This is a genomic window from Pseudomonas sp. SR18, assembly GCF_023701505.1.
Lineage (GTDB): Bacteria > Pseudomonadota > Gammaproteobacteria > Pseudomonadales > Pseudomonadaceae > Aquipseudomonas > Aquipseudomonas cyclaminis.
In genome coordinates, this window is the sequence record NZ_JAMQAU010000015.1 from 44,782 (window position 1) to 64,925 (window position 20,144).

The window sequence follows — 20,144 nt, forward strand, 5'->3', positions numbered from 1 at the left end:
AGGATGGGGAGAGTGAGCGGTCTTTATAGCCCTTCAACCCGGTCAGCACGGTGACTGCTAACTGACAGCGCTGTCAGCAAACTCCGACCATTCGTACAGGCGGTGGTTAAAGATCTGAGGCGCGCAGGTATACTGCGCGCCACTGTGGCCCGCAAGCCGGCCCCGCATCATTTTTTGCACGCTCCGGAGCTTCCATGACTTCCCCGACACAACCCTCTGTTGAAGCGACCGACATCGTCGATCCGGCCAGCGCCGAAAGCGTTGAAAAAGCCGAGATCCCGGCGTTCAAGTTTCCGTTCAAGCCGGGTGAGCTGGCCGGGGCCAAGAATGCCGCCCAGCCTTGGTACAAAAACGGCGCCAAGAATGGCCACACCAAGTCACCGGGCATGGCACCACCGGGCACTCGTCGTTCGATGGGTAAACGCTGAGATTAACCCGTTGCACGTCGTGTCGACTGTTGCCTACAGCCTCCGCTGATATTTCTGATTGCAGGTCTACGGCCCTTTCTTGAAAGCTTGCACCGCCTTTGCTCTGTCCCCGTGATTCAAGGGGGAACAGGGCGGCGCTGGTCTTTCCGGAAAAGGACGTTTCCCGTGGCCCTGATACACATCTGTGTCATGTTTGCCCTGTTGCTTTCGGCTGATGCGCTCGCGGCCGCTGATCAACCGCGTCGCGAAATTCGTTTTGGGGTTGCTGCGCAATTCCCACCCTTCCAGAGCCGTAACCCGCAAGGGCAGTTGGTGGGCTTGAACATCGAGCTGGGCAATGCCCTGTGCGTGCAGTTGAATGCACGTTGCGTCTGGGTCGATCAGGTGCTTGTCGAAGACTTTCCCGCCCTCGAAGCCAGAAAATTCGACGCAATCATGGGGATGGCACCTACGCTGGAGCGGCGGCGTTCGGTCAGCTTCACCGATCACCTCTACCCCTTTACCACACGCCTGGTGGGCCGCAGCACATCCGGCCTGCTGCCCCAAGTAAGGTCGCTCAAGGGCAAGCGGATCGGCGTATTGCTGGGGAGCAACCGTGAAGCCTTTGCCCGGACGAAGTGGGCGCGCCGGGGCGTCATCATCAAGAGCTTCTGGCTCAATGACGATCTGGTGCGCAGTCTGGTGGCCGGCGAAATCGAGGCAACCTTGCAAGGCACCGTAGAAATCCGTGAAGCCTTGCTCGACACCGACGAAGGCCGGGATTTTGACTTCCTCGGCCCACCCATTTCGGCGCCGCTGCTCGGCGATGGTGTAGCGATTGCGGTGCGTAAGCCCGACACCGCATTGCGCCAGGAGCTTAACTGCGCCCTCGAACAGTTGAAGCAGAGTGGTGAGTACCAGCGGATCATTCAATCCTACCGACTGGACGCTGCTCCCGCTGCGTCATGATGGCCAATAAGGCCTACGCAGCCCGCAACGAGATAAACGCATAATTGGCCGGCACCTGCGTGGCAATCTGCGCCCCTGCATCGAGTATCTGCTCGGCGATGTCCAGCCCGGACACATGAAACACCCACTCATTGGCCACGGGCGGCTGCTCAACCGCCAACTCGATCGCCTGGGCAAATGCGCCCATGTCCGGCAAGTACGCGGTAAACCCATCACCCTTGAGCGCCGTGGTGCGAATGCCCAGCAAGGCGCACACCGCTTCCTTGGTCTGCACATCGTCGCGGTCGGCCTGGCGCGAACGCTGGATCAGTATCGCGAGTTCCGGGTCCGCCAGTTCGCCGCCGACGATCAGCGCGGGGCCCTGCTCCCATGATTCCGGCGGGCAATCCTTGGCGGCAGGGTTGAGCGGGATATGCGGGTTGATCTCCATCGGGTAGATGCGGCACACCAATGGGCGACGCTCATAGATGCGGCACAGGTTGTCTTCGTCAAGATTCCGGCAGCGCCCGGCGTTATAGGCGGCAAAGGTAATGGCCACAAACGCTTCGGTGCTGCCGCTGGGCACCACCACCGAACGGCGCTCGGCATGCTCGCGTTGCAGTGGGGGCAGGCCCAGTCCGTTACCGAGGAATCCCTCTACCAGAACAATGACGTTACCGCCGTCCGCCGCCCACATACGGGCTTCGGCAAGGGTCAGGGGGACGTGATGGTCGCTGCAGCATTTACCGCAACCAACGCAGGAAAAATGAGTGTTCATGGCGGATCTTTTACCAGGCTAGGTCGGAGGGCACGCAATCACGGTGACGGGTTTTTACCTCTTTGCACCGGTATGGCAGTCTGGAAGCAAGTTATGCGCCAGCGCCTGTCAGTCCTCTGCGACGACATCCCGCAGTACAAACACCATGCCTGCGCTTTCATACAGATGCCGGGCGCGCAGGTTGCTCTCCAGCACCTTGAGGTCCACATAGGGTTCGCCGCGTTGCTTGAACACCTGGAAAGTGTGCAGCAACAACGCGCGGCCCAGCCCCTGGCCTTGGGCGCACGGATGTATGGAGACGTTCTTGATAAAGGCGCTGGTCCAGCACTGGGCCACGCCGAGAATACCGTCGGCGTTGCTGGCGACCAGGCACAGCGAGGGGTCGAATTCGGCATCAGTGACGAACTGTTGTCGCCATTCATCCAGGCTGGCGACACGGCCGCCGCCCTGCTCCTGGGTCATGCTCAGTACGGCGTGAATCGCCGGCGCCAGATCGGCACGGTAGTGGTCCAGCACGGTCCCGGCCGGCCATTGTGGCGCGGGCAGGCCGGCGGTGAGGTCGCGGCGCAGCAGTTGGTAATACGCCGCCATCGATTACAGGCCCTGTTGCGCCACGGTTTGCGCGGCCACCACCAGGCATTTGGTCAGCTCAGGGGAGGAGAACTTGGTCAGTACCGCATTGGCACCGGCCAGGCGCGCCTTTTCGCTGTTCATCGCGCTGTCCAGGGACGTGTGCAGCAATATGTACAGGTGCTGGAAGTCCGGCGTTTCACGCAGCGTGCGGGTGAGGGCGTAACCGTCCATTTCGGACATCTCGATATCCGAAACCACCACATTGATCTGCGCGGCAGTGCCTTGCAGCTCCAGCAGTACATCGATGGCTTCCTTGGCACTGCGCGCCGTGTGGCAGGTCAGGCCGAGGTTGCGCAGGGTATGCACGGACTGCTGCAGGGCGACCTGGCTGTCATCCACCACCAGGATTCGCGCATTGCCGAGCACTTCGGCTTCTTCCATGGTCAGGTCGGTCGGCGCAGCTTCAATCGGTGCCGGCGCGATGCCGTGGATGACTTTTTCGATATCCAGCACCTGCACCAGGCCGCCTTCCACCTGAGTCACCCCAGTGATGAATGCACGGTTGCCGCCGGAGCCGTAGGGCGGTGGGCGGATGTCAGTCGTCAGGCAGTGCACGATCTTGCTCACGGCCTGCACATGCAGGCCCTGTTTGGAGCGGCTCACGTCGGTGACGATCAGGCAGCCGCCGTCTGGATCTTCCAGAGGGCGTTCACCCAAGGCGCGGCTGAGGTCGATCACCGACAGCGAGGCACCGCGCAGGGTGGCGATGCCTTTGACGTTAGGGTGCGACTCCGGCAGCTTGGTCAGCGGCGGGCAAGGAATGATTTCGCTGACTTTCAGCAGGTTGATGGCCATCAGCTTGCCGCTGCGCAACGTAAAGAGCAGAAGCGAGAGGGAGTCTGCGCGGGCTTTGGTGGTGGACATAAAAACCTTCTGTGGATCAGGGATGACGATCTTCTATGGAAGGTTATCGACGTGAACACAGAAAACTGTAGGCGCCTTGCTTGTTGTTGCTCGCGCTGGAGTGCGCAGCGCTCCCAGGCTTTTGGGGCCGCTTCGCCGCCGAGCGGGAGCAAGCTCCCTCGCCACCGTTCGTGCCTGCTGTCTTAGCCCTTCCACACCTGTGGGTTCACCAGATCCTGTGGGCGCTGGCCCAGCAGCGCGCTGCGCAGGTTGTCCAGGGCGCGGTTGGCCATGGCTTCGCGGGTCTCGTGGGTCGCCGAGCCGATGTGCGGCAGGGTCACCGCATTGCTCAGCTGGAACAACGGGGATTGCGCCAGTGGCTCTTGCTCGTACACATCCAGCCCGGCGCCCCGAATGGTCTGGTTCTGCAAGGCCTGGATCAGCGCCGGCTCGTCCACCACCGGGCCACGGGAGATGTTGATCAGGATCGCGCTGGATTTCATCAGCCCCAGCTCGCGGGTGCTGATCAGGTGACGGGTCTTGTCGCTGAGCGGCACCACCAGGCAGACGAAATCCGCCTCGGCCAGCAACTGGTCCAGGCTGCGCCACTGTGCGCCCAGCGCTTGTTCAAGTTCAAGCTTGCGGCTGTTGCCGCTATACAGGATCGGCATGTTGAAGCCCAGGCGCCCGCGACGAGCCACGGCCGCGCCGATATTGCCCATGCCGACGATGCCCAGGGTCTTGCCGTGCACATCGCAGCCAAACAAGGGGGCGCCAACGCTGGCTTTCCACTGGCCGGCCTTGGTCCAGGCGTCCAGTTCGGCTACCCGGCGTGCGCTGCTCATCAGCAGGGCGAAGGCCAGGTCGGCAGTACTTTCGGTGAGCACGTCGGGGGTGTTGGTCAGCATGATCCCGCGCTCGTTGAAGTACGGCACGTCGTAGTTGTCGTAGCCCACCGACACGCTGGACACCACCTCCAGCTTGCTCGCGCCTTCGAGCTGCGCACGGCCCAGCTTGCGACCCACGCCAATCAGGCCGTGGGCGTGGGGCAGGGCTTCGTTGAATTGCGCATTGATGTCACCCAGCTTGGGGTTGGGCGCGATCACCTCGAAATCCTGTTGCAGGCGTTCGATCATTGGCGGGGTGACGCGGCTGAAGGCGAGGACAGTCTTTTTCATGGCAGGCGGGCTCATCGACTACGGAAGAATGCCAAGCAAGCTAACATTCTTGCCCGCAATTGTCAGGACACCGCAGATCTAAAGCGGGCAGTGATATTCGCCTCGTTGAAATCAGTTCGCCAACCGCGCGCCGCTGAGGCTGCCACTCAACTCATACGCCACCAACTCCGCCTGATGCGCCGCCAGAATCTCCGGCAACGAGCCACGCAGGTATTCCACCCAGGTCTTGATCTTCGCATCCAGGTACTGGCGCGATGGGTAGATGGCGTACAGGTTCAATTCCTGGGAGCGGTAGTTGGGCATCACCCGCACCAGCGTGCCATTGCGCAAGCCTTCGATGGCCGCATACACCGGCAACAGGCCGATGCCCATGCCGCTGGTGATCGCGGTTTTCATCGCGTCGGCCGAGTTGACCAGGAATGGCGAGGTGTTGATCGCCACGCTTTCCTGGCCTTCCGGGCCGTTGAAGGTCCATTTGTCCAACTGAATCACCGGGCTGACCAGGCGCAGGCAGGCGTGGTTTAGCAGATCATGGGGGCGGTGGGCACAGCCCTTGGCCTTGACGTAATCCGGCGAGGCGCAGGCGATGCTGTAGGTGATGCCCAGGCGTTGGGACACAAACCCCGAGTCCGGCAGCTCGCTGGCCAGTACGATGGACACGTCGTAGCCTTCGTCGAGCAGGTCCGGCACGCGGTTGGCCAGGGTCAGGTCGAAGGTTACGTCCGGGTGGGTGCGGCGGTAGCGGGCGATCGCGTCGATGACGAAATGCTGGCCAATCCCGGTCATGGTGTGCACTTTCAATTGCCCGGCGGGGCGTGCGTGGGCGTCGCTGGCTTCGGCCTCGGCTTCTTCGACATAGGCCAGGATCTGCTCGCAGCGTAGCAGGTAGCGTTTGCCGGCTTCGGTGAGGGCAATGCGCCGGGTGGTGCGGTTGAGCAGGCGGGTTTGCAGATGGGCCTCCAGATTGGAGACCGCGCGCGAGACGTTGGCCGTGGTGGTGTCCAGTTGCGCTGCGGCGGCGGTGAAGCTACCCGCTTCGGCCACACAACTGAAGGCGCGCATGTTTTGCAAGGTGTCCATGGAGTGTTCTCAGGGGAGATGTCAAATTGTGACATGAAGTTGCGCGCAGGTGTGTATCCGCTGGCCACTGCTCTTCCTGGGCATAAGCCTCCATGGCTCAAGACAAGGTCCAGGCCTTACAGACGTTCGCCTCATAGTGCGGCAGGTATTCCACCACCAGATGATTGAATGCCTCCCGCGCCTGGCTGCGGTTTTCAGCGGTAGGTGCTTGCAAGGCGGTCTGTGCATGTTGCGTCAGGGTTTCGACCGCCTGGGTCAGTGCCGGGCTGACGCGCTTGAGCGCATCCAGTTCTGCGCTCAACACCGTACCGTGTGCCTGTCGGGCGATGGTGTCGAGTAACCCATGCAGGTCATTGGCATGCCGCTGTACGTAATCATCCCAACCCGATCGTTGCCCAGGGGCGCCCAGGTAGCGGCGGGCGATTGGCAGCAGGTGATCCAGCGACTCGCTGCCCAATTGTTCCCGGACTAGGGTCTGGCGTGTGCGCAGGGACTGCGCTTCAACACCGCTTAAGTGCTCAAGCCTCTCTGGAAGCGCCAAGTCGCGGGATTTGTTCACCGTGTAGCGGGTGAGCAGCACCACCGGCTCTCCATGTTTGATCTTGACCAATATATGGGTGGACGGCGACTTATTGGGCATGAGCAGTGATTCGGTGATCGAGCGGATAAGGTTTTCCCAATCGAACGCCTGGTTTCCCAGGGCCGCCAAGACGTTTCGCAGGACTCCTTTCACAACGTTCATGGACTTGAGCGCAGCGATATCGATCTCCAGGTAATCGCCACTCAGGTGGGGGTCGTCCAGCTTTCGATGACTGTATGCGATCGTCACCCCTTTGCCGCCCTCGGCCTGCGACGAGGCCGTGGCAGATACGTAGCCACTGAGTATCTGGGCCTGGGTTGTCAGCTTGTACACTTTCAACGCCTCGGGCCGAAGCAGCGCCCGGTTCTGATGTATGACTTCGCGTAGGTGCTTATCCACATCGGGATCGATGCGCGAGTGTGTCTGAAGCAGCACATAGCGCTCCATCAAGGCTCGCGCTTGTCTGTTGCTCGCATGCAGGCTGGCATTCAGCTCGGATGCCAGCGCGCAGGTGCTGGCGTGTTGGGTGAATTGGTAGCTGTTGGACGTAACGTGGTTTTTCATGTCGTCCAGCAGCCTTGCCGGGGTATCGCCGTGGTGCGTCAGCGCCGCCAGTTGTTGCAAGGCCATTGCCGGCGCTGTTTCGTGCAGGCCGAGAATGTCCAAGGTTTTGTGTTGGTGGGTGCGGTGTAATGTCAGCGACAGGCCGCTGTTCAGCTTCAGGAAGCTGAAAAAATCAGCCGCCACTTTACTGCGAGCACTGAATGCGATGCCTGTTTCGGTCATGACCGGTGCAGGTGTGTTCTGCAGGCAGGGCAGTTCAACGTCTGGCAGGCCGGCACTGGCCAGCGCTTGCCTGAGATACGGTTGGCTCAGGGCAGAGTAAGCCCTGTCCCTTGGCAGATTGTAATGGTCACTCACGATGCTGCTCAGGTGCCGGGCCGTTTGACCGATGCTTTCGCTCAAGGAGGTACGGACAGAATGGCTGCGGGCGTCGGCGTAGTGCTCCAGGTTCGCGTACGTGCGGGACGAAACATGCCCAAGGGCGATTTGCTGGTGGGTCTGAGCTTTAGTCATGGTAGCCAGCGTTGATTTGAACGTGCCCTGCAGGGCAATCACCCGCGTGCTCTTGAGGTGCTGATCGTCAGTGATTTGCAGGCGGGAGTCAGCTGCCAGTTGCGGTCCGGCCTGGAGTTGTCGCGCCGGATCCAGCGCCACGTTGTAGCCAATATGACGGTGGTTGATGCGTTCGCCCCCGGCGCGAATGTAGGCAAGAGAAGGCAGCAACCGCTGGGTCAGGCGCTGGTGTCGCTCCTCACCGGCCGCCGCACGGAATTGCCATTTAAGGGCGCGACACAGGGTATGGTCTGCCTCGATCTGCGGATTTTCATGGCTGCGATGCCGGTCAAGCAGGCGCTCGGCTTTTTTGAAAAACGCGTAGAAACCTGCAAGCTCCTGCGTCGACACCTCTAACCTCGGCGCGCTGTGGGTCAGCGTGTAATGCAGCGCTTCTATTGCTGATTGATCGCGATGATAGCCCGCAAGCAGTACGAGCTTCTCCAGCACCGTGTCGGCGATCCAGCGTACATCCCGTTGCAGAGGCAGCATGTCGGGGCGCAGAGGTTTGGGCGCTATGTGCAACTGCCTGCGCAACGCGTCGACAGTTTCTTGCGCTGGCGTGTGTACCCGACCGTGCGGGTTCAATATGCCGGGGACCGTCAGCATCGTGTGCTCCAGAGGCGGTGATGCTCCCTAGTGTGATACCCCTCGGTGCCGCGTGATGTAGGGCGAGTGCTGAGGCCATCGCTTAAATATCCGAACAGTGTGCGCAGCCGCGTGGATTATCGCCCGAACGGTAACAAAGATTCACAGGAATGCCCGCTTATCGCGATTCCTCCCGCCGCCTAGAATTGCGCCACCTTCGCGCTTTACCACCTCAGGAATTCGCTTGCCGTGCCGCGTCGCATCAGCAGAGAGCTTAAGACTCTCAGTGTTTGGGCCTTATCGTTAGCAATCAGCGGCTGCATCGGAACCGGAGGAATCGCTCCCCAAGGCCACGCCTTGAGCGCCAATGCCCTGGCCACCGATGAAGCGATCCAGAGCGCCGCCCAGGACGCCCACTGGCCCACCGCACAATGGTGGCAAGCCTACGGCGACCCGCAGCTCAATCACTGGGTCGAACTCGCCACGCAAAGCAGCCCGAGCATGGCCATGGCCGCCGCGCGGGTGCGTGAAGCGCGGGCCATGGCCGGGGTTGCCGAGTCGGCTGAGTCGTTGCAGATCAACAGCGACACTAGCCTCAAGCGTCACAACTGGCCCAAGGATCAGTTCTACGGCCCTGGCGAATTGAGCGGTGCCAACACCTGGGACAACAATGCGTCCTTGGGCCTGAGCTACGCCCTCGACCTGTGGGGCCGCGATAGCAATGCCACCGAGCGCGCCGTCGACCTGGCCCACATGAGCGCCGCCGAAGCACGCCAGGCCCAACTTGAACTGCAGAACAACGTGGTGCGCGCCTATATCCAGCTGTCGTTGCATTACGCCAACCGCGATATCGCCGCCGCCACGTTGGCCCAGCAAGAGCAGATTCTTGACCTGGCCAACAAACGCTTGAACGCCGGTATCGGCACGCATTTCGATGTGAGCCAGGCCGAAACCCCGCTGCCTGAAACCCATCGTCAACTGGACGCCCTCGACGAGGAAATCGCTCTGAGCCGTAACCAGTTGGCGGCGTTGGCGGGCAAAGGCCCGGGGGAGGGTGCGCAGTTGCAACGCCCAAGCCTGTCCCTCGCCGCGCCGCTTAAACTGCCATCCGCGTTGCCCGCGCAATTGCTCGGCCAGCGCCCGGATGTGGTTGCCAGCCGCTGGCAAGTGGCGGCCCAGGCGCGGGGCATCGACGTGGCGCACGCCGGCTTCTACCCCAACGTCGATCTGGTCGGCAGCCTCGGCTACATGGCCACCGGCGGCGGCATGCTGGCGTTTCTGGCGGGCAAGAAATTCAATTACAGCGTCGGCCCGGCGATCACCTTGCCGATCTTCGACGGCGGCCGCTTGCGTGCCGAGCTGGGCGAGGCCAGCGCTGGTTACGACATCGCCGTGGCGCGCTACAACCAGACGCTGGTCACTGCGCTCAAGGGCATCAGCGACCAGTTGATCCGCCGCGAATCCCTGGACAAGCAACAAGGCTTCGCCGCGCAATCGGTGGCCTCGGCGCAGAAAACCTATGACATCGCGATGATCGCCTACCAGCGCGGCCTTACCGATTACCTCACTGTGCTCAACGCCCAGACGTTGCTGTTGCGCCAGCAACAGATCGAGCAGCAAGTCCAGGCGGCGCGCCTGAGCGCCCATGCCGAACTGGTGACCGCCTTGGGCGGCGGCCTTGAAGCAGGCCAGGACGCACCGCAAAACGCCAAGACCCTCCCGAGCAAAACCCCGGCGGCCCTTGCCGTATTCGATCACTGAGTAGGTTGTGATGACTCCCTTGCCTGCACCGCTGCGCTGGCTGCATTCCCTTGAGTGGCGCCGTGGCTTTTTCGACTGGGCACGCAGCGACGGCGTGACCTGGGTGTATATCTTCAAGGTGTTGATTGCGGCGTTTCTCACTCTGTGGCTGGCCATGCGCCTGGAACTGCCGCAACCGCGTACCGCCATGATCACAGTGTTTATCGTGATGCAGCCGCAGAGCGGCCAGGTGTTCGCCAAGAGCTTTTACCGCTTCCTCGGCACCCTGACGGGCTCGGCGGTCATGGTGTTGCTGATCGCCTTGTTTGCGCAAAACACCGAACTGTTTCTCGGCGCCCTGGCGATCTGGGTCGGCATCTGCACGGCCGGGGCGACGCGCAACCGTAACTTTCGTGCCTATGGTTTTGTGCTGGCCGGCTACACGGCGGCGATGGTCGGCTTGCCGGCGCTGGCCCATCCGGACGGCGCTTTTATGGCGGCGGTATGGCGGGTGCTGGAAATTTCCTTGGGGATTATCTGTTCCACCCTGGTCAGCGCCGCGATTTTGCCGCAGACCGCTAGCGCTGCCATGCGTAATGCGTTGTATCAGCGCTTTGGCGTGTTCGCGCTGTTCGTCACCGATGGCCTGCGCGGGCGCAGCCAGCGTGACGGCTTCGAGGCGAGTAACGTGCGCTTCATCGCCGAAGCCGTTGGCCTGGAAGGGCTGCGCAGCGTCACCGTGTTCGAAGACCCGCATATGCGCCGACGCAACGGTCGGCTCAGTCGCCTCAACAGCGAATTCATGAGCATCACCACGCGCTTCAACGCCTTGCACCAGTTGCTGGAACGGCTGCGCACGGATGCTGCGGATCATGTGGCGGCGGCGATCAAGCCCGGCCTGCAAGACCTTGCCGAAGTACTCGACGGGTTCTCCGGCCGCGCCCTCACCAGCCCCGACGCTGCACGGCTGGTCAACCAACTGAGCATTTATAAAGACAGCCTGCCGGCCAAGGTGCGCAGCCTGCGCACGGCCTTTCAGGAAGGCGACCCGACTGAAGCCGAACAACTGGATTTCCACACCGCCTACGAGCTGCTTTACCGCTTCGTCGACGACTTGCACAACTATGCGCAAACCCACGCCTCCCTCGCCGATCACAGCCACGCACGGGAAGACTGGGACGAAGCCTATACGCCGAAGACCAACTGGCTGGCCTGCGCCGCTTCGGGGATTCGCGCGTCATTCATCCTGATTGTGCTGGGCAGTTATTGGGTGGCAACCGCCTGGCCCAGCGGCGCCACCATGACCCTGATCGCGGCCGCCACCGTCGGCTTGTCCGCCGCCACGCCCAACCCGAAACGCATGGCGTTCCAGATGGCCTGCGGCACGTTGATCGGGGCGTTGGTGGGGTTTGTCGAAATGTTCTTCGTGTTCCCCTGGATCGACGGCTTCCCGCTGCTGTGCGTGATGCTCGCGCCGGTGATCATCTTCGGTGCTTTCCTGGCGTCACGCCCGCAGTACGCAGGTGTTGGTGTGGGCCTGTTGATCTTCTTCAGCACCGGCTCGGTGCCGGACAACCTCACGGTCTACAACCCGTACACCTTTATCAACGACTACATCGCCATGATCCTCGGCATGCTGGTGTGCGCCGCCGCCGGTGCGATCATCCTGCCGCCCAACAGCCGCTGGCTGTGGCGGCGCCTGGAGCAGGACCTGCGCGAACAAGTGGTGTACGCCATCAGCGGCAAACTCAAGGGCTTGGCGTCGAGTTTTGAAAGCCGCACCCGTGACCTGTTGCACCAGGCCTACGGCCTCGCCGTCGGACAGCCGCAGGTGCAGCGTGATCTGCTGCGCTGGATGTTCGTGGTGCTGGAAGTCGGCCACGCGATCATTGAGTTGCGCAAGGAACAGGCGATCCTGCCGGTACACCCGGCGTATGCCGAATCCCAGCCATGGCGCCAGGCGATCCGCGTGATGGGGCGCTCGCTGGTACGGCTGTTCCTGCAGCCCAGCGCGAGCAACCTGGAGCGCGGCCTCATTGCCGTCGACCATGCGATCAGCCGCGTACAGGCCACCGACGAGCCCTTCGCCCCGCACTTCGACACTTCGGCCCTGCGCCGGGTGAAAAGCTACCTGCACTTTATCCGCACCTCGTTGCTCGACCCGCAGTCACCGCTGGCGGCTTTCAAAGGAACCCCGAATGCCCCGTGAAATCGCATTCCACGGCATCTATATGCCGACCATGACCCTGATGTTCCTGATCGCAGCGGCGCTTGCCTGGGCGCTGGACCGCTTTCTGGCCGGCTTCGACCTGTACCGCTTTTTCTGGCACCCGGCGTTGCTGCGCCTGAGCCTGTTCGTTTGCCTGTTCGGCGCCCTGGCGCTGACCGTCTACCGTTGAGAATGCCCCGATGAAAAAGTTTTTCAGCCTGCTCGCCACCTTGCTGGTACTGGCCTTGGCGATCTGGATAGGCCGCACACTGTGGGTGCACTACATGCAAACCCCATGGACCCGCGATGGCCGTGTTCGCGCCGACATCATCAACGTAGCCGCCGACGTGACCGGCGAAGTGGTCGACGTGCCGGTGCGCGACAACCAGTTGGTGAAAAAGGGCGACCTGCTGATGCAGATCGACCCCGAGCACTACCGCATCGCGGTCAAGCAGGCGCAGTCGCTGGTGGCTTCGCGCAAAGCCACCTGGGAAATGCGCAAGGTCAACGCCCATCGCCGTGCCGACCTCGACGCCCTGGTGATCTCCAGGGAAAACCGCGACGACGCGAGCAACATCGCCGACTCGGCCCTGGCCGACTACCAACACGCGCTGGCACAGCTGGAAGCCGCCGAACTCAACCTGAAACGCACCCAGGTCGTGGCGGCCGTGGATGGCTACGTCACCAACCTCAACGTGCATCGCGGCGACTACGCGCGCATCGGCGAAGCCAAGATGGCCGTGGTCGATATGAACTCGTTCTGGGTGTACGGTTTCTTTGAAGAAACCAAGCTGCCCCATGTGAAAGTCGGTGACAAAGCCGATATGCAATTGATGAGCGGCGAAACGTTGAAGGGGCATGTAGAAAGCATCTCGCGTGGTATCTACGACCGCGACAACCCCGAGAGCCGCGAGCTGATTGCCGATGTGAACCCGACCTTCAACTGGGTGAGGCTGGCCCAGCGCGTGCCGGTGCGGATTCACATTGATGAAGTGCCAGACGGGGTGTTGTTGGCGGCGGGGATTACGTGCACGGTGATCGTTGACCAGACACGAAACTAAATTGTGGGAGCTGGCAAGCTCCCACATTCGTTTTTTGTTGATAGGCAGATCGGGTTTTGTCTCAGATGAGGACTTAGGCTCTGACTTTTCGTCGACGCCTGACTCGCAACATACTGACGTAGCGGCGGTGGTTTCTTGTGTGGAGTAGGAACAACCAGAACAGCGCTTGAAATAAAGGAAACACTGCAAACATCGTCACTCGTTGGTTGCCCAGGTAGTCGGCCGCAAGCATAGCGTTCAACGCTGCGACGCCCACCAGTAGGACAGGGCCAAAACGGAACCCCGCCGCCACCAGCGCCATCCCAATGCAGATGACCAGTAGTAATACCAGAGCCGCCAAAACCGCATATTCGCTTGGCAGGTAATATATTCGGGCGTAATACGACAGGCTATGTGACAAGTTGCCGGAAGTACTGACGAGGCTCATTGATACCCCCATGCCCACCGTGAACGCAAAACGTCGGGTGTAATAACGTAAGGTTCGGGGATCCTGGGCGCTGATAACGTCATTGTTCATGGCTGCCGAACTCCTCATAAATCCCAATAACGAGAGAATTGATGTTTCCGGACAGGCCGCTACCAGTGACCGCCAAAGCGGCGCCCACTTGATCGGCTAACTGAATGAGGAGGTCCTGACGTAATTGGACATTGCTGAAGCGCTTGGGGAGTGCCCATAGATGCGACTCGCGCGGCGAGTTTGCCACCCATTGCGCATAATCATCGGCAGCCATCATCGGTCCTGTGACCTCCCGCAGAATCACCCGCTTGGGTTTGATACTGCACAGCGGTACAAACTCACGTAGCACAGTCACCTGATAATCACTGCCGATATGCACCAGACCTGCCCCGACAATGGCCGGGTCGGCGTCAACGGTTCGATAAAGTTTGGGCAGGTCCAGCAGGCTGGTCAGCCGCTGGCGAGTCGTGGTGTGCGCATCCGGCACACCGCTTCGCATAAAATCCCTTGGCATCCTTTCACCTGTGAGTAGACAGAGGTGAAAGAGCCTGGGGATAGTTTCCTTGTAATGCTGTCAGCCCATTCGCTGTTTATTGTAGGAACCGGCTGGGCAGTTAGTTCATTGAGCTACATAGGTTTCATGCAAATGGCGCCACAACAGCGCGCCATTCGCCTGCTTCTCAAACACCACGGTGGCCCGCCGATCTGTTTGGGTGCCGCTGTCGTCAACCTGATGCTCACGATAAGTCACCGTCGCACCGCGTGCATGCCGGTCAATCCCAGCCATTTCACTCAAGGTGATTTTCAGCCCCGGACGCATCCCGCCCAGGCGCGTGAACAGCGCATTCACCCCGGCTGCATTGACGCGTGTGCCGCTGGCGGGGGCGATCATGCTGAATTGCGGCGAGAAGCGCGCAAGCAGGTTTTGCAAGGTGCCGTCAGGCGCAACGCCGGCAAACCATTGCTCGATCTCGACGTGGGTCTGGATCACTTCTTCGAAAAAATCGCTGTAGTCGATCATTTACAAATTCCCCTTCAAACGTTGGCGGCGGGGATTACGTGCACGGTGATTGTGAACTCGGCGCCAAACTGAATGGCAGGCCTAAGCGAATGGCTTGCTGGCCCTGATTTTTCGTCGACGCTTTACCCTCAACATGCTCGTGTATCGGCGATGGTTTTTTGAATTAAGGATCAGGATGTAGAGCAGCGATGTGAACAGAGGGAATAAGTTGAACAGTGTCACCGGCTGACTGGCCAGGTAACCAATTGCGAGAAAGGTATTAACGATGGCGATAGATACGAGTATTCGCCGTGCGTGATGGAAGCCTTCAAATAACATTATCTGGCCTGCGCAAAAAATCAGACAAAGTGCCATACCGGTTCCGAAAGAAAATTCAGTCGGTAGATGATTGGCCCTTGCGTAATACGACAAGCTAAGTGTCATGTTGATAGCAATATTGTTTAGCATTAGCAGAAGAGCACTGGCCCATGACGGTAGGAATCGATATGCGTAACGGCGCCAAATTCGATATTCACGGAAGGGGTCGACGCTATAAGTCATATTCGGAAAACTCCTCATACAGACCTATGACGATGTGATTGATATTTCCGGAATAGATGCTGCCTCCAACGGCCAAGGTCGCTCCAATCTGATCTTTTATTTGAGTGAGAATGCCCAACCGCAGTTGGAGGTTGCTGTAGCGTTTGGGTAGCTGCCCCGCTAGTTGCTTCAGACGAATCATCTCTCGGGGATGGCGAGGGTTCTGCAGTCGCAGTACTTCGGTTGTTAACTTTGCACGTTCCTGGCGACTCATGAGTCTCAAGATGTCTGTCGAATTACGCCCAGTCGCACGTTTGATAGCCATTACTGATTTGACGGTAGCGAAGGTGGTGGTACCGGCCCCGACCAATGAAATGCCATCCAGAGCGACTGTCATTGCCTGATACCAGCTCAGGCTGTCGTAATAGTCATTTTTGGCGGGATTGGTCAATTCGTTGGAGACTCTCCATGAACTGTTTACGCACTGGAGAGCACTGGCAGTCGCAGCGCTGTAGGCAACGTAGCTCAATGCAAGGCTGGCACCCGCGCTGAAAGGCACTGCTGCGATTCCTGATTTCGCAACGATGTATCCAATTACGGCCCCTCCACAGGAGGAAGCCACTCCCGACGCTTCGCGCCACAGCTGTGATTCACGAGGCGAGCTTGCTGCAAGCTCTGCATACTGATCGGCAGTCATCGCCGGTCCCACCACCTCCCGCAGAATCACCCGCTTGGGCTTGATACTGCACAGCGGCACAAACTCACGCAGCACCGTCACCTGATAATCACTGCCGATATGCACCACACCTGCCCCGACGATGGCCGGGTCGGCGTCAATGGTTCGATAAAGTTTGGGCAGGTCCAGCAGGCTGGTCAGCCGCTGGCGAGTCGTGGTGTGCGCATCCGGCACACCGCTTCGCATAAAATCCCTTGGCATCCTTTCACCTGTGAGTAGACAGAGGTGAAAGAGCCTGGGGTTAGTTTCCTTGTAATGCTGTCAGCCCATTCGCTGTTTTTCGTAGGATCCGGCTGGGCAGTTAGTTCATTGAGCTACATAGGTTTCATGCAAATGGCGCCACAACAGCGCGCCACTCGCCTGCTTCTCAAACACCACGGTGGCCCGCCGATCCGTTTGGGTGCCGCTGTCGTCCACCTGATGCTCACGATAAGTCACCGTCGCACCGCGTGCATGCCGGTCAATCCCAGCCATTTCACTCAAGGTGATTTTCAGCCCCGGCCGCATCCCGCCCAGGCGCGTGAACAGCGCATTCACCCCTGCTGCATTGACGCGTGTGCCGGTGGCGGGAGCGATCATGCTGAATTCCGGCGAGAAGCGCGCAAGCAGGTTTTGCAAGGTGCCGTCAGGCGCAACGCCGGCAAACCATTGCTCGATCTCGATGTGGGTCTGGATGACTTCTTCGAAAAAGTCGCTGTAGTCGATCATTTACAAATTCCCCTTCAAGCCAAAGCGTTTCTTCAACACGGTTTCCAATAACCCCTTGGGCAACAACGCCGCCATCAACGGCAGCGCCCGGCTGCCATTGCCCGAGCGCAACAGGCGTGGTGGCTGCGGCTGTTGCACGGCTTTGAGCACATCCGCCGCAAACACCGTGGCAGGCGTCGGCTTGTCCTGGGAGGCCTGGCTGCGTGCGCGAATGCCTTCGCGCAATGGCCACCATGGCGATTGCTCGTTGATCAGCAACTCGGCCTGGGCCCCGGCGTTTTTGGCAAAGCGTGTATCGATGGCGCCGGGTTGTACTTCCATCACCCGTATGCCAAACGGCGCCAGTTCCATGCGCAGTGCATCGCTCAAGGCATGCACCGCCGCTTTGGAGGCGCAGTAGGCACCGGCAAACGGCGTGACCAGCACCCCGGAAACGCTGCCGATATTCACCACCAGGCCTTTGCGCTTGCGCAGCGCCGGGAACAGCGCCTGGGTCACGCCGACGATGGAAAACACATTGGTCTCGAACTGACGCTGCATCGCCTTGGTGCCGCCGTCGAGCAGCGGGCCCATGGCGCCGTAGCCGGCGTTGTTGATCAGTACATCCAATTCGTCCAGGTTCGCGGCCAGGGTCTGCAGGGCGGCAGCGTCATTCACGTCCAGCAGCACAGCGTGGAAGCCCGCGTCGTTGAGGGCGATCACGTCGTCTTCGCGGCGGGCGCTGGTCAATACGTCGTAGCCGGCAGCCTTGAAGGCATCGGCCAACGCACGGCCGATGCCGCTGGAGCAACCGGTGATGAGAACATTGGGCATGGATCAATCCTTTGTCAGTCCGAGAAGCTGCCTTGCAGGTGCTCGGCACGAAATTCCAGGGTTTGCGGGCGGTAGCCGGGGCGCAGCGGCGGGGTGGGCAAGCAATCGTCCCAGGTGGCGCCAGCCTGCAACTCACCGGGGCCGCGATAGCGCGGGGCAGCATAGACGTTGTCGGCGAGATTCACCGTGTCACCGGGCGCATAGGCGGCGACACGCCAGCGCAGTTCGGTCAGTGGCACGTCGTTGCCGTTGTTCAGGGTGAGTTTCAGCGGACGGTCGGCGGGGCAGTCCTGTGGGGCGTAGGCGATGCGCAGTTCAAGGCGCGCCAGCTGCGAGGCCTCGCGGTTGTCCAGCCAGACCACCCACACTGCGACAAAACCCAGGCCGACAGCGGCGGCCAGCGATACCGGCAAGGCTTTGGCGGGGTAGCGCAGCAGCAGGATCAGCCAGGTGATGATCAGTAGGACGCCGAAAAACATGATGACAACCTCATACGCGGATAAAACATCCTACCTGTGGGTTGGCCTTGGTGCCTATCGTGGGCATCAGTTTTCGTTTACGAAGGAACCCGATGGCGCATTGTCTCCACAGAGCGAACATAGGGAAATACAGACCGCCCAGGAGGGTAATAACCGAAGTCAGAATAAGTGAGACCCACTATGGTTGCTTCAGCTCTTATTGTGCCCGTTGTCTCCAATGTCTTGTCGTCGGTGGTGACCTCCCTCATCACTGCCCCTAAAGCGCCAGCGCAGAACGCTGCTGGAGCGTCCCGGCAAATGGACCACGCGGCGAATTCTCCTTCGTCTGGTCGCATGCGGGACCACAAACTTACAAGTTTGGGTCAAACCCTGCTGCAAGGGCCTTCGTCGCAGCTGTGTAACAGCGGTATGAATGCCAAGCATGCCAAGGGGGCGGGTATTGCCTTGGGTGGCATGGCTGCGCAAGAGGCTGGGAAAAACCTGGCCAACAGTAGTGGTACGTTGTCCAGAGTCTTGGGCGCGCTCATGACCGAGGGTGGTAAGGCGGCCCAGTTGTACGGTGCTGTCAAGTTCGGTAACGCTTGACGCAATTGACGGACGTTCTGCGGCACTGGCATTGGCGCTGGCAATGATTGAATAAAAAAGCCCCCGCCCAACCGGCTGCGGATAGGGGACGCAGTCGGCTGGGCGAGGGCTTCTTGTACGACTGTTTTACTGCGCGATAGTTTTCACCGACACACCACGTTCAACCGGCGTCGAGCGACCGTAGATATCTTCAAAACGCTCGATGTCGTCTTCGCCCAGGTAGCTGCCCGATTGCACTTCGATGATCTCCAACGGGATCTTGCCCGGGTTGCGCAGGCGGTGCACCGAGGCGATCGGGATGTAGGTCGACTGGTTCTCGCAGAGCAGGAACACGTTCTCGTCGCAGGTCACTTCAGCCGTGCCGCTGACCACGATCCAGTGTTCGGCGCGGTGGTGGTGCATCTGCAATGACAGGCACGCGCCCGGCTTGACCGAGATGTGCTTGACCTGGAAGCGGCCGCCCATGTCCACCGAGTCGTAGGAGCCCCACGGACGGTAGACTTCGCAGTGGTTCTGGGTCTCGCTGCGGCCCTGTTCGTTGAGGGTGTTGACCATCTGCTTGACGCCCTGGACCTTGTCCTTGTGGGCAATCATCATCGCGTCCTTGGTTTCCACCACCACGATGTTTTCCAGGCCGATCACCGACACCAGCTTGCCGTTGCCGTGGATCATGCAGTTCTTGCTGTCCTGGATCACCACGTCGCCCTTGGTGACGTTGCCGTTGGCGTCTTTATCGTTGACCGCCCACAGCGAGGCCCAGCAACCCACGTCGCTCCAACCGGCGCTCAGCGGTACGACGCAGGCGCGTTGGGTTTTTTCCATCACGGCGTAGTCGATGGAATTGTCCGGGCAGCAGGCGAAGGTGGCTTCGTCGAAGGACACGGTGTCGGCGGTCTGTTCGCTGCGCTCCAGGGTCAGCACGCAGGTGTCGTAGATGTCCGGATCGTGCTTTTTCAGCTCTTCGAGGAAGCGGCTGGCGCGGAACAGGAACATGCCGCTGTTCCAGAAGTAGCCGCCGCTTTTGACGAACTCGACAGCGCGTTTTTCATTGGGTTTTTCCACGAACTGCTCAACGCGGCTCACGCCTTCGGGCAGCAGCGAATCGTTGGTGGACTTGATGTAGCCATAACCGGTTTCCGGACGGGTGGCCGGCACGCCGAACAACACCATCTCGCCACGCTCGGCTGCCACGGTGGCCAGGGCCAGGGCGCGTTGCAAGGCTTTCTGGTCATCGATCACGTGGTCGGCGGGCAGCACCAGCATCAGCTCGTCGCGGCCTTCGTTGACCAGCATCATCGCGGTCAGGGCCACGGCCGGCGCGGTGTTGCGACCGAACGGCTCCATCAGGATGCGTTGGCATTCGAGCTTACGTGCGCTCAACTGCTCGTTGACGATGAAGCGGTGATCCTTGTTGCAGACCACGATCGGGGTGTCCATGCCTTCGAATACCAGGCGCTCCAGGGTTTGCTGGAACAGCGTGTGCTCACCGGTCAGGGCCAGGAATTGCTTGGGGAACTGTTTACGGGAAAGCGGCCAAAGACGTGAGCCGCTACCACCGGAAAGGATTACTGGGATCATGTGTTTCTCCTTGAATCAATTTGGGTCAGAGCTACGAAGGTTTGTCGTTTCACTCTTGTTTTTGTCTCGGTCCCTGTGGGAGCTGGC

General features: G+C 60.4%; 20 protein-coding genes. 6 read left to right on the plus strand and 14 right to left on the minus strand.

The window, feature by feature from the left end:
• Positions 1 to 194 precede the first annotated feature (194 nt).
• On the plus strand, positions 195 to 428 hold the full coding sequence (locus tag NDJ82_RS20695) for a hypothetical protein (protein ID WP_099584924.1): 234 nt from the start codon (positions 195 to 197) through the stop codon (positions 426 to 428).
• Between the two features lie 165 nt (positions 429 to 593).
• The gene (locus NDJ82_RS20700) at positions 594 to 1,376 is read left to right on the plus strand and encodes a transporter substrate-binding domain-containing protein (protein WP_250926197.1); all 783 of its coding nucleotides are present in this window, start codon (positions 594 to 596) and stop codon (positions 1,374 to 1,376) included.
• A 13-nt stretch (positions 1,377 to 1,389) separates the two neighbouring features.
• Here NDJ82_RS20700 and NDJ82_RS20705 read toward each other — a convergent pair whose 3' ends face one another.
• The 6 genes from NDJ82_RS20705 to NDJ82_RS20730 form a co-directional block, all read right to left on the minus strand.
• Positions 1,390 to 2,133: a YkgJ family cysteine cluster protein gene (locus NDJ82_RS20705; protein ID WP_250926198.1), complete on the minus strand. Its 744-nt coding sequence runs from the start codon at positions 2,131 to 2,133 to the stop codon at positions 1,390 to 1,392.
• 108 nt (positions 2,134 to 2,241) lie between these two features.
• Positions 2,242 to 2,724, minus strand: coding sequence for a GNAT family N-acetyltransferase (locus NDJ82_RS20710; RefSeq protein WP_250926199.1), 483 nt, complete (start codon positions 2,722 to 2,724; stop codon positions 2,242 to 2,244).
• 3 nt (positions 2,725 to 2,727) lie between these two features.
• On the minus strand, positions 2,728 to 3,630 hold the full coding sequence (locus NDJ82_RS20715) for a chemotaxis protein CheV (protein ID WP_099584928.1): 903 nt from the start codon (positions 3,628 to 3,630) through the stop codon (positions 2,728 to 2,730).
• 182 nt (positions 3,631 to 3,812) lie between these two features.
• Entirely contained in the window at positions 3,813 to 4,787 is a 975-nt protein-coding gene (locus tag NDJ82_RS20720; protein WP_112193542.1) for a 2-hydroxyacid dehydrogenase, read from the minus strand.
• Positions 4,788 to 4,898: 111 nt separating this feature from the next.
• On the minus strand, positions 4,899 to 5,867 hold the full coding sequence (locus tag NDJ82_RS20725) for a LysR family transcriptional regulator (protein WP_112193544.1): 969 nt from the start codon (positions 5,865 to 5,867) through the stop codon (positions 4,899 to 4,901).
• A gap of 97 nt (positions 5,868 to 5,964) precedes the next feature.
• On the minus strand, positions 5,965 to 8,172 hold the full coding sequence (locus NDJ82_RS20730; protein ID WP_250926200.1) for a hypothetical protein: 2,208 nt from the start codon (positions 8,170 to 8,172) through the stop codon (positions 5,965 to 5,967).
• A gap of 228 nt (positions 8,173 to 8,400) precedes the next feature.
• On the opposite strand from NDJ82_RS20730, the gene NDJ82_RS20735 reads away from it, so the two are divergent.
• Genes NDJ82_RS20735 through NDJ82_RS20750 form a run of 4 tightly spaced genes read left to right on the plus strand, consistent with a single transcriptional unit; the run spans position 8,401 to position 13,161 of the window.
• Positions 8,401 to 9,912 carry an efflux transporter outer membrane subunit gene (locus NDJ82_RS20735; RefSeq protein WP_250926201.1) on the plus strand — a complete coding sequence of 504 codons (1,512 nt, stop codon included), beginning with the start codon at positions 8,401 to 8,403 and terminating at the stop codon, positions 9,910 to 9,912.
• A 10-nt stretch (positions 9,913 to 9,922) separates the two neighbouring features.
• Positions 9,923 to 12,100 (plus strand): FUSC family protein, encoded by a 2,178-nt coding sequence (locus NDJ82_RS20740; RefSeq protein ID WP_191958178.1) that lies wholly within the window; start codon positions 9,923 to 9,925, stop codon positions 12,098 to 12,100.
• Positions 12,090 to 12,290: a DUF1656 domain-containing protein gene (locus NDJ82_RS20745; protein ID WP_027604741.1), complete on the plus strand. Its 201-nt coding sequence runs from the start codon at positions 12,090 to 12,092 to the stop codon at positions 12,288 to 12,290. The genes NDJ82_RS20740 and NDJ82_RS20745 overlap by 11 nt, the downstream gene beginning before the upstream one ends.
• 10 nt (positions 12,291 to 12,300) lie before the next feature.
• A complete protein-coding gene (locus tag NDJ82_RS20750) occupies positions 12,301 to 13,161 on the plus strand; it encodes an efflux RND transporter periplasmic adaptor subunit (RefSeq protein ID WP_099584934.1) in 861 nt (286 codons plus the stop codon).
• Between the two features lie 73 nt (positions 13,162 to 13,234).
• Here NDJ82_RS20750 and NDJ82_RS20755 read toward each other — a convergent pair whose 3' ends face one another.
• From NDJ82_RS20755 to NDJ82_RS20790, 8 genes are all read right to left on the minus strand, one after another.
• The gene (locus tag NDJ82_RS20755) at positions 13,235 to 13,678 is read right to left on the minus strand and encodes a hypothetical protein (RefSeq protein ID WP_250926202.1); all 444 of its coding nucleotides are present in this window, start codon (positions 13,676 to 13,678) and stop codon (positions 13,235 to 13,237) included.
• Complete coding sequence (locus NDJ82_RS20760) at positions 13,668 to 14,132, minus strand: hypothetical protein (RefSeq protein WP_250926203.1); 465 nt, start codon at positions 14,130 to 14,132, stop codon at positions 13,668 to 13,670. Before NDJ82_RS20760 ends, NDJ82_RS20755 begins: the two co-directional genes overlap by 11 nt.
• 105 nt (positions 14,133 to 14,237) lie before the next feature.
• Positions 14,238 to 14,639, minus strand: coding sequence for a DUF4440 domain-containing protein (locus NDJ82_RS20765; RefSeq protein ID WP_158876513.1), 402 nt, complete (start codon positions 14,637 to 14,639; stop codon positions 14,238 to 14,240).
• Positions 14,640 to 15,168: 529 nt separating this feature from the next.
• Positions 15,169 to 16,095: an Ssp4 family T6SS effector gene (gene ssp4 / locus NDJ82_RS20770; RefSeq protein WP_250926204.1), complete on the minus strand. Its 927-nt coding sequence runs from the start codon at positions 16,093 to 16,095 to the stop codon at positions 15,169 to 15,171.
• Between the two features lie 105 nt (positions 16,096 to 16,200).
• Complete coding sequence (locus NDJ82_RS20775) at positions 16,201 to 16,602, minus strand: DUF4440 domain-containing protein (protein ID WP_099584936.1); 402 nt, start codon at positions 16,600 to 16,602, stop codon at positions 16,201 to 16,203.
• Positions 16,603 to 17,415: an SDR family oxidoreductase gene (locus tag NDJ82_RS20780; protein WP_250926205.1), complete on the minus strand. Its 813-nt coding sequence runs from the start codon at positions 17,413 to 17,415 to the stop codon at positions 16,603 to 16,605.
• A gap of 14 nt (positions 17,416 to 17,429) precedes the next feature.
• Entirely contained in the window at positions 17,430 to 17,894 is a 465-nt protein-coding gene (locus NDJ82_RS20785) for a multidrug transporter (RefSeq protein ID WP_099584938.1), read from the minus strand.
• A gap of 711 nt (positions 17,895 to 18,605) precedes the next feature.
• Complete coding sequence (locus tag NDJ82_RS20790) at positions 18,606 to 20,057, minus strand: mannose-1-phosphate guanylyltransferase/mannose-6-phosphate isomerase (RefSeq protein WP_099584940.1); 1,452 nt, start codon at positions 20,055 to 20,057, stop codon at positions 18,606 to 18,608.
• Positions 20,058 to 20,144: the final 87 nt, after the last annotated feature.

Bases quoted from the DNA above. Each gene is read 5' to 3' on its own strand.
- NDJ82_RS20695 (WP_099584924.1), top strand. From the start codon at position 195: ATGACTTCCCCGACACAACCCTCTGTTGAAGCGACCGACATCGTCGAT.
- NDJ82_RS20705 (WP_250926198.1), bottom strand. From the start codon at position 2,133: ATGAACACTCATTTTTCCTGCGTTGGTTGCGGTAAATGCTGCAGCGAC.
- NDJ82_RS20710 (WP_250926199.1), bottom strand. From the start codon at position 2,724: ATGGCGGCGTATTACCAACTGCTGCGCCGCGACCTCACCGCCGGCCTG.
- NDJ82_RS20715 (WP_099584928.1), bottom strand. From the start codon at position 3,630: ATGTCCACCACCAAAGCCCGCGCAGACTCCCTCTCGCTTCTGCTCTTT.
- NDJ82_RS20720 (WP_112193542.1), bottom strand. From the start codon at position 4,787: ATGAAAAAGACTGTCCTCGCCTTCAGCCGCGTCACCCCGCCAATGATC.
- NDJ82_RS20725 (WP_112193544.1), bottom strand. From the start codon at position 5,867: ATGGACACCTTGCAAAACATGCGCGCCTTCAGTTGTGTGGCCGAAGCG.
- NDJ82_RS20730 (WP_250926200.1), bottom strand. From the start codon at position 8,172: ATGCTGACGGTCCCCGGCATATTGAACCCGCACGGTCGGGTACACACG.
- NDJ82_RS20740 (WP_191958178.1), top strand. From the start codon at position 9,923: ATGACTCCCTTGCCTGCACCGCTGCGCTGGCTGCATTCCCTTGAGTGG.
- NDJ82_RS20745 (WP_027604741.1), top strand. From the start codon at position 12,090: ATGCCCCGTGAAATCGCATTCCACGGCATCTATATGCCGACCATGACC.
- NDJ82_RS20750 (WP_099584934.1), top strand. From the start codon at position 12,301: ATGAAAAAGTTTTTCAGCCTGCTCGCCACCTTGCTGGTACTGGCCTTG.
- NDJ82_RS20755 (WP_250926202.1), bottom strand. From the start codon at position 13,678: ATGAACAATGACGTTATCAGCGCCCAGGATCCCCGAACCTTACGTTAT.
- NDJ82_RS20760 (WP_250926203.1), bottom strand. From the start codon at position 14,132: ATGCCAAGGGATTTTATGCGAAGCGGTGTGCCGGATGCGCACACCACG.
- NDJ82_RS20765 (WP_158876513.1), bottom strand. From the start codon at position 14,639: ATGATCGACTACAGCGATTTTTTCGAAGAAGTGATCCAGACCCACGTC.
- ssp4 (WP_250926204.1), bottom strand. From the start codon at position 16,095: ATGCCAAGGGATTTTATGCGAAGCGGTGTGCCGGATGCGCACACCACG.
- NDJ82_RS20775 (WP_099584936.1), bottom strand. From the start codon at position 16,602: ATGATCGACTACAGCGACTTTTTCGAAGAAGTCATCCAGACCCACATC.
- NDJ82_RS20780 (WP_250926205.1), bottom strand. From the start codon at position 17,415: ATGCCCAATGTTCTCATCACCGGTTGCTCCAGCGGCATCGGCCGTGCG.
- NDJ82_RS20785 (WP_099584938.1), bottom strand. From the start codon at position 17,894: ATGTTTTTCGGCGTCCTACTGATCATCACCTGGCTGATCCTGCTGCTG.
- NDJ82_RS20790 (WP_099584940.1), bottom strand. From the start codon at position 20,057: ATGATCCCAGTAATCCTTTCCGGTGGTAGCGGCTCACGTCTTTGGCCG.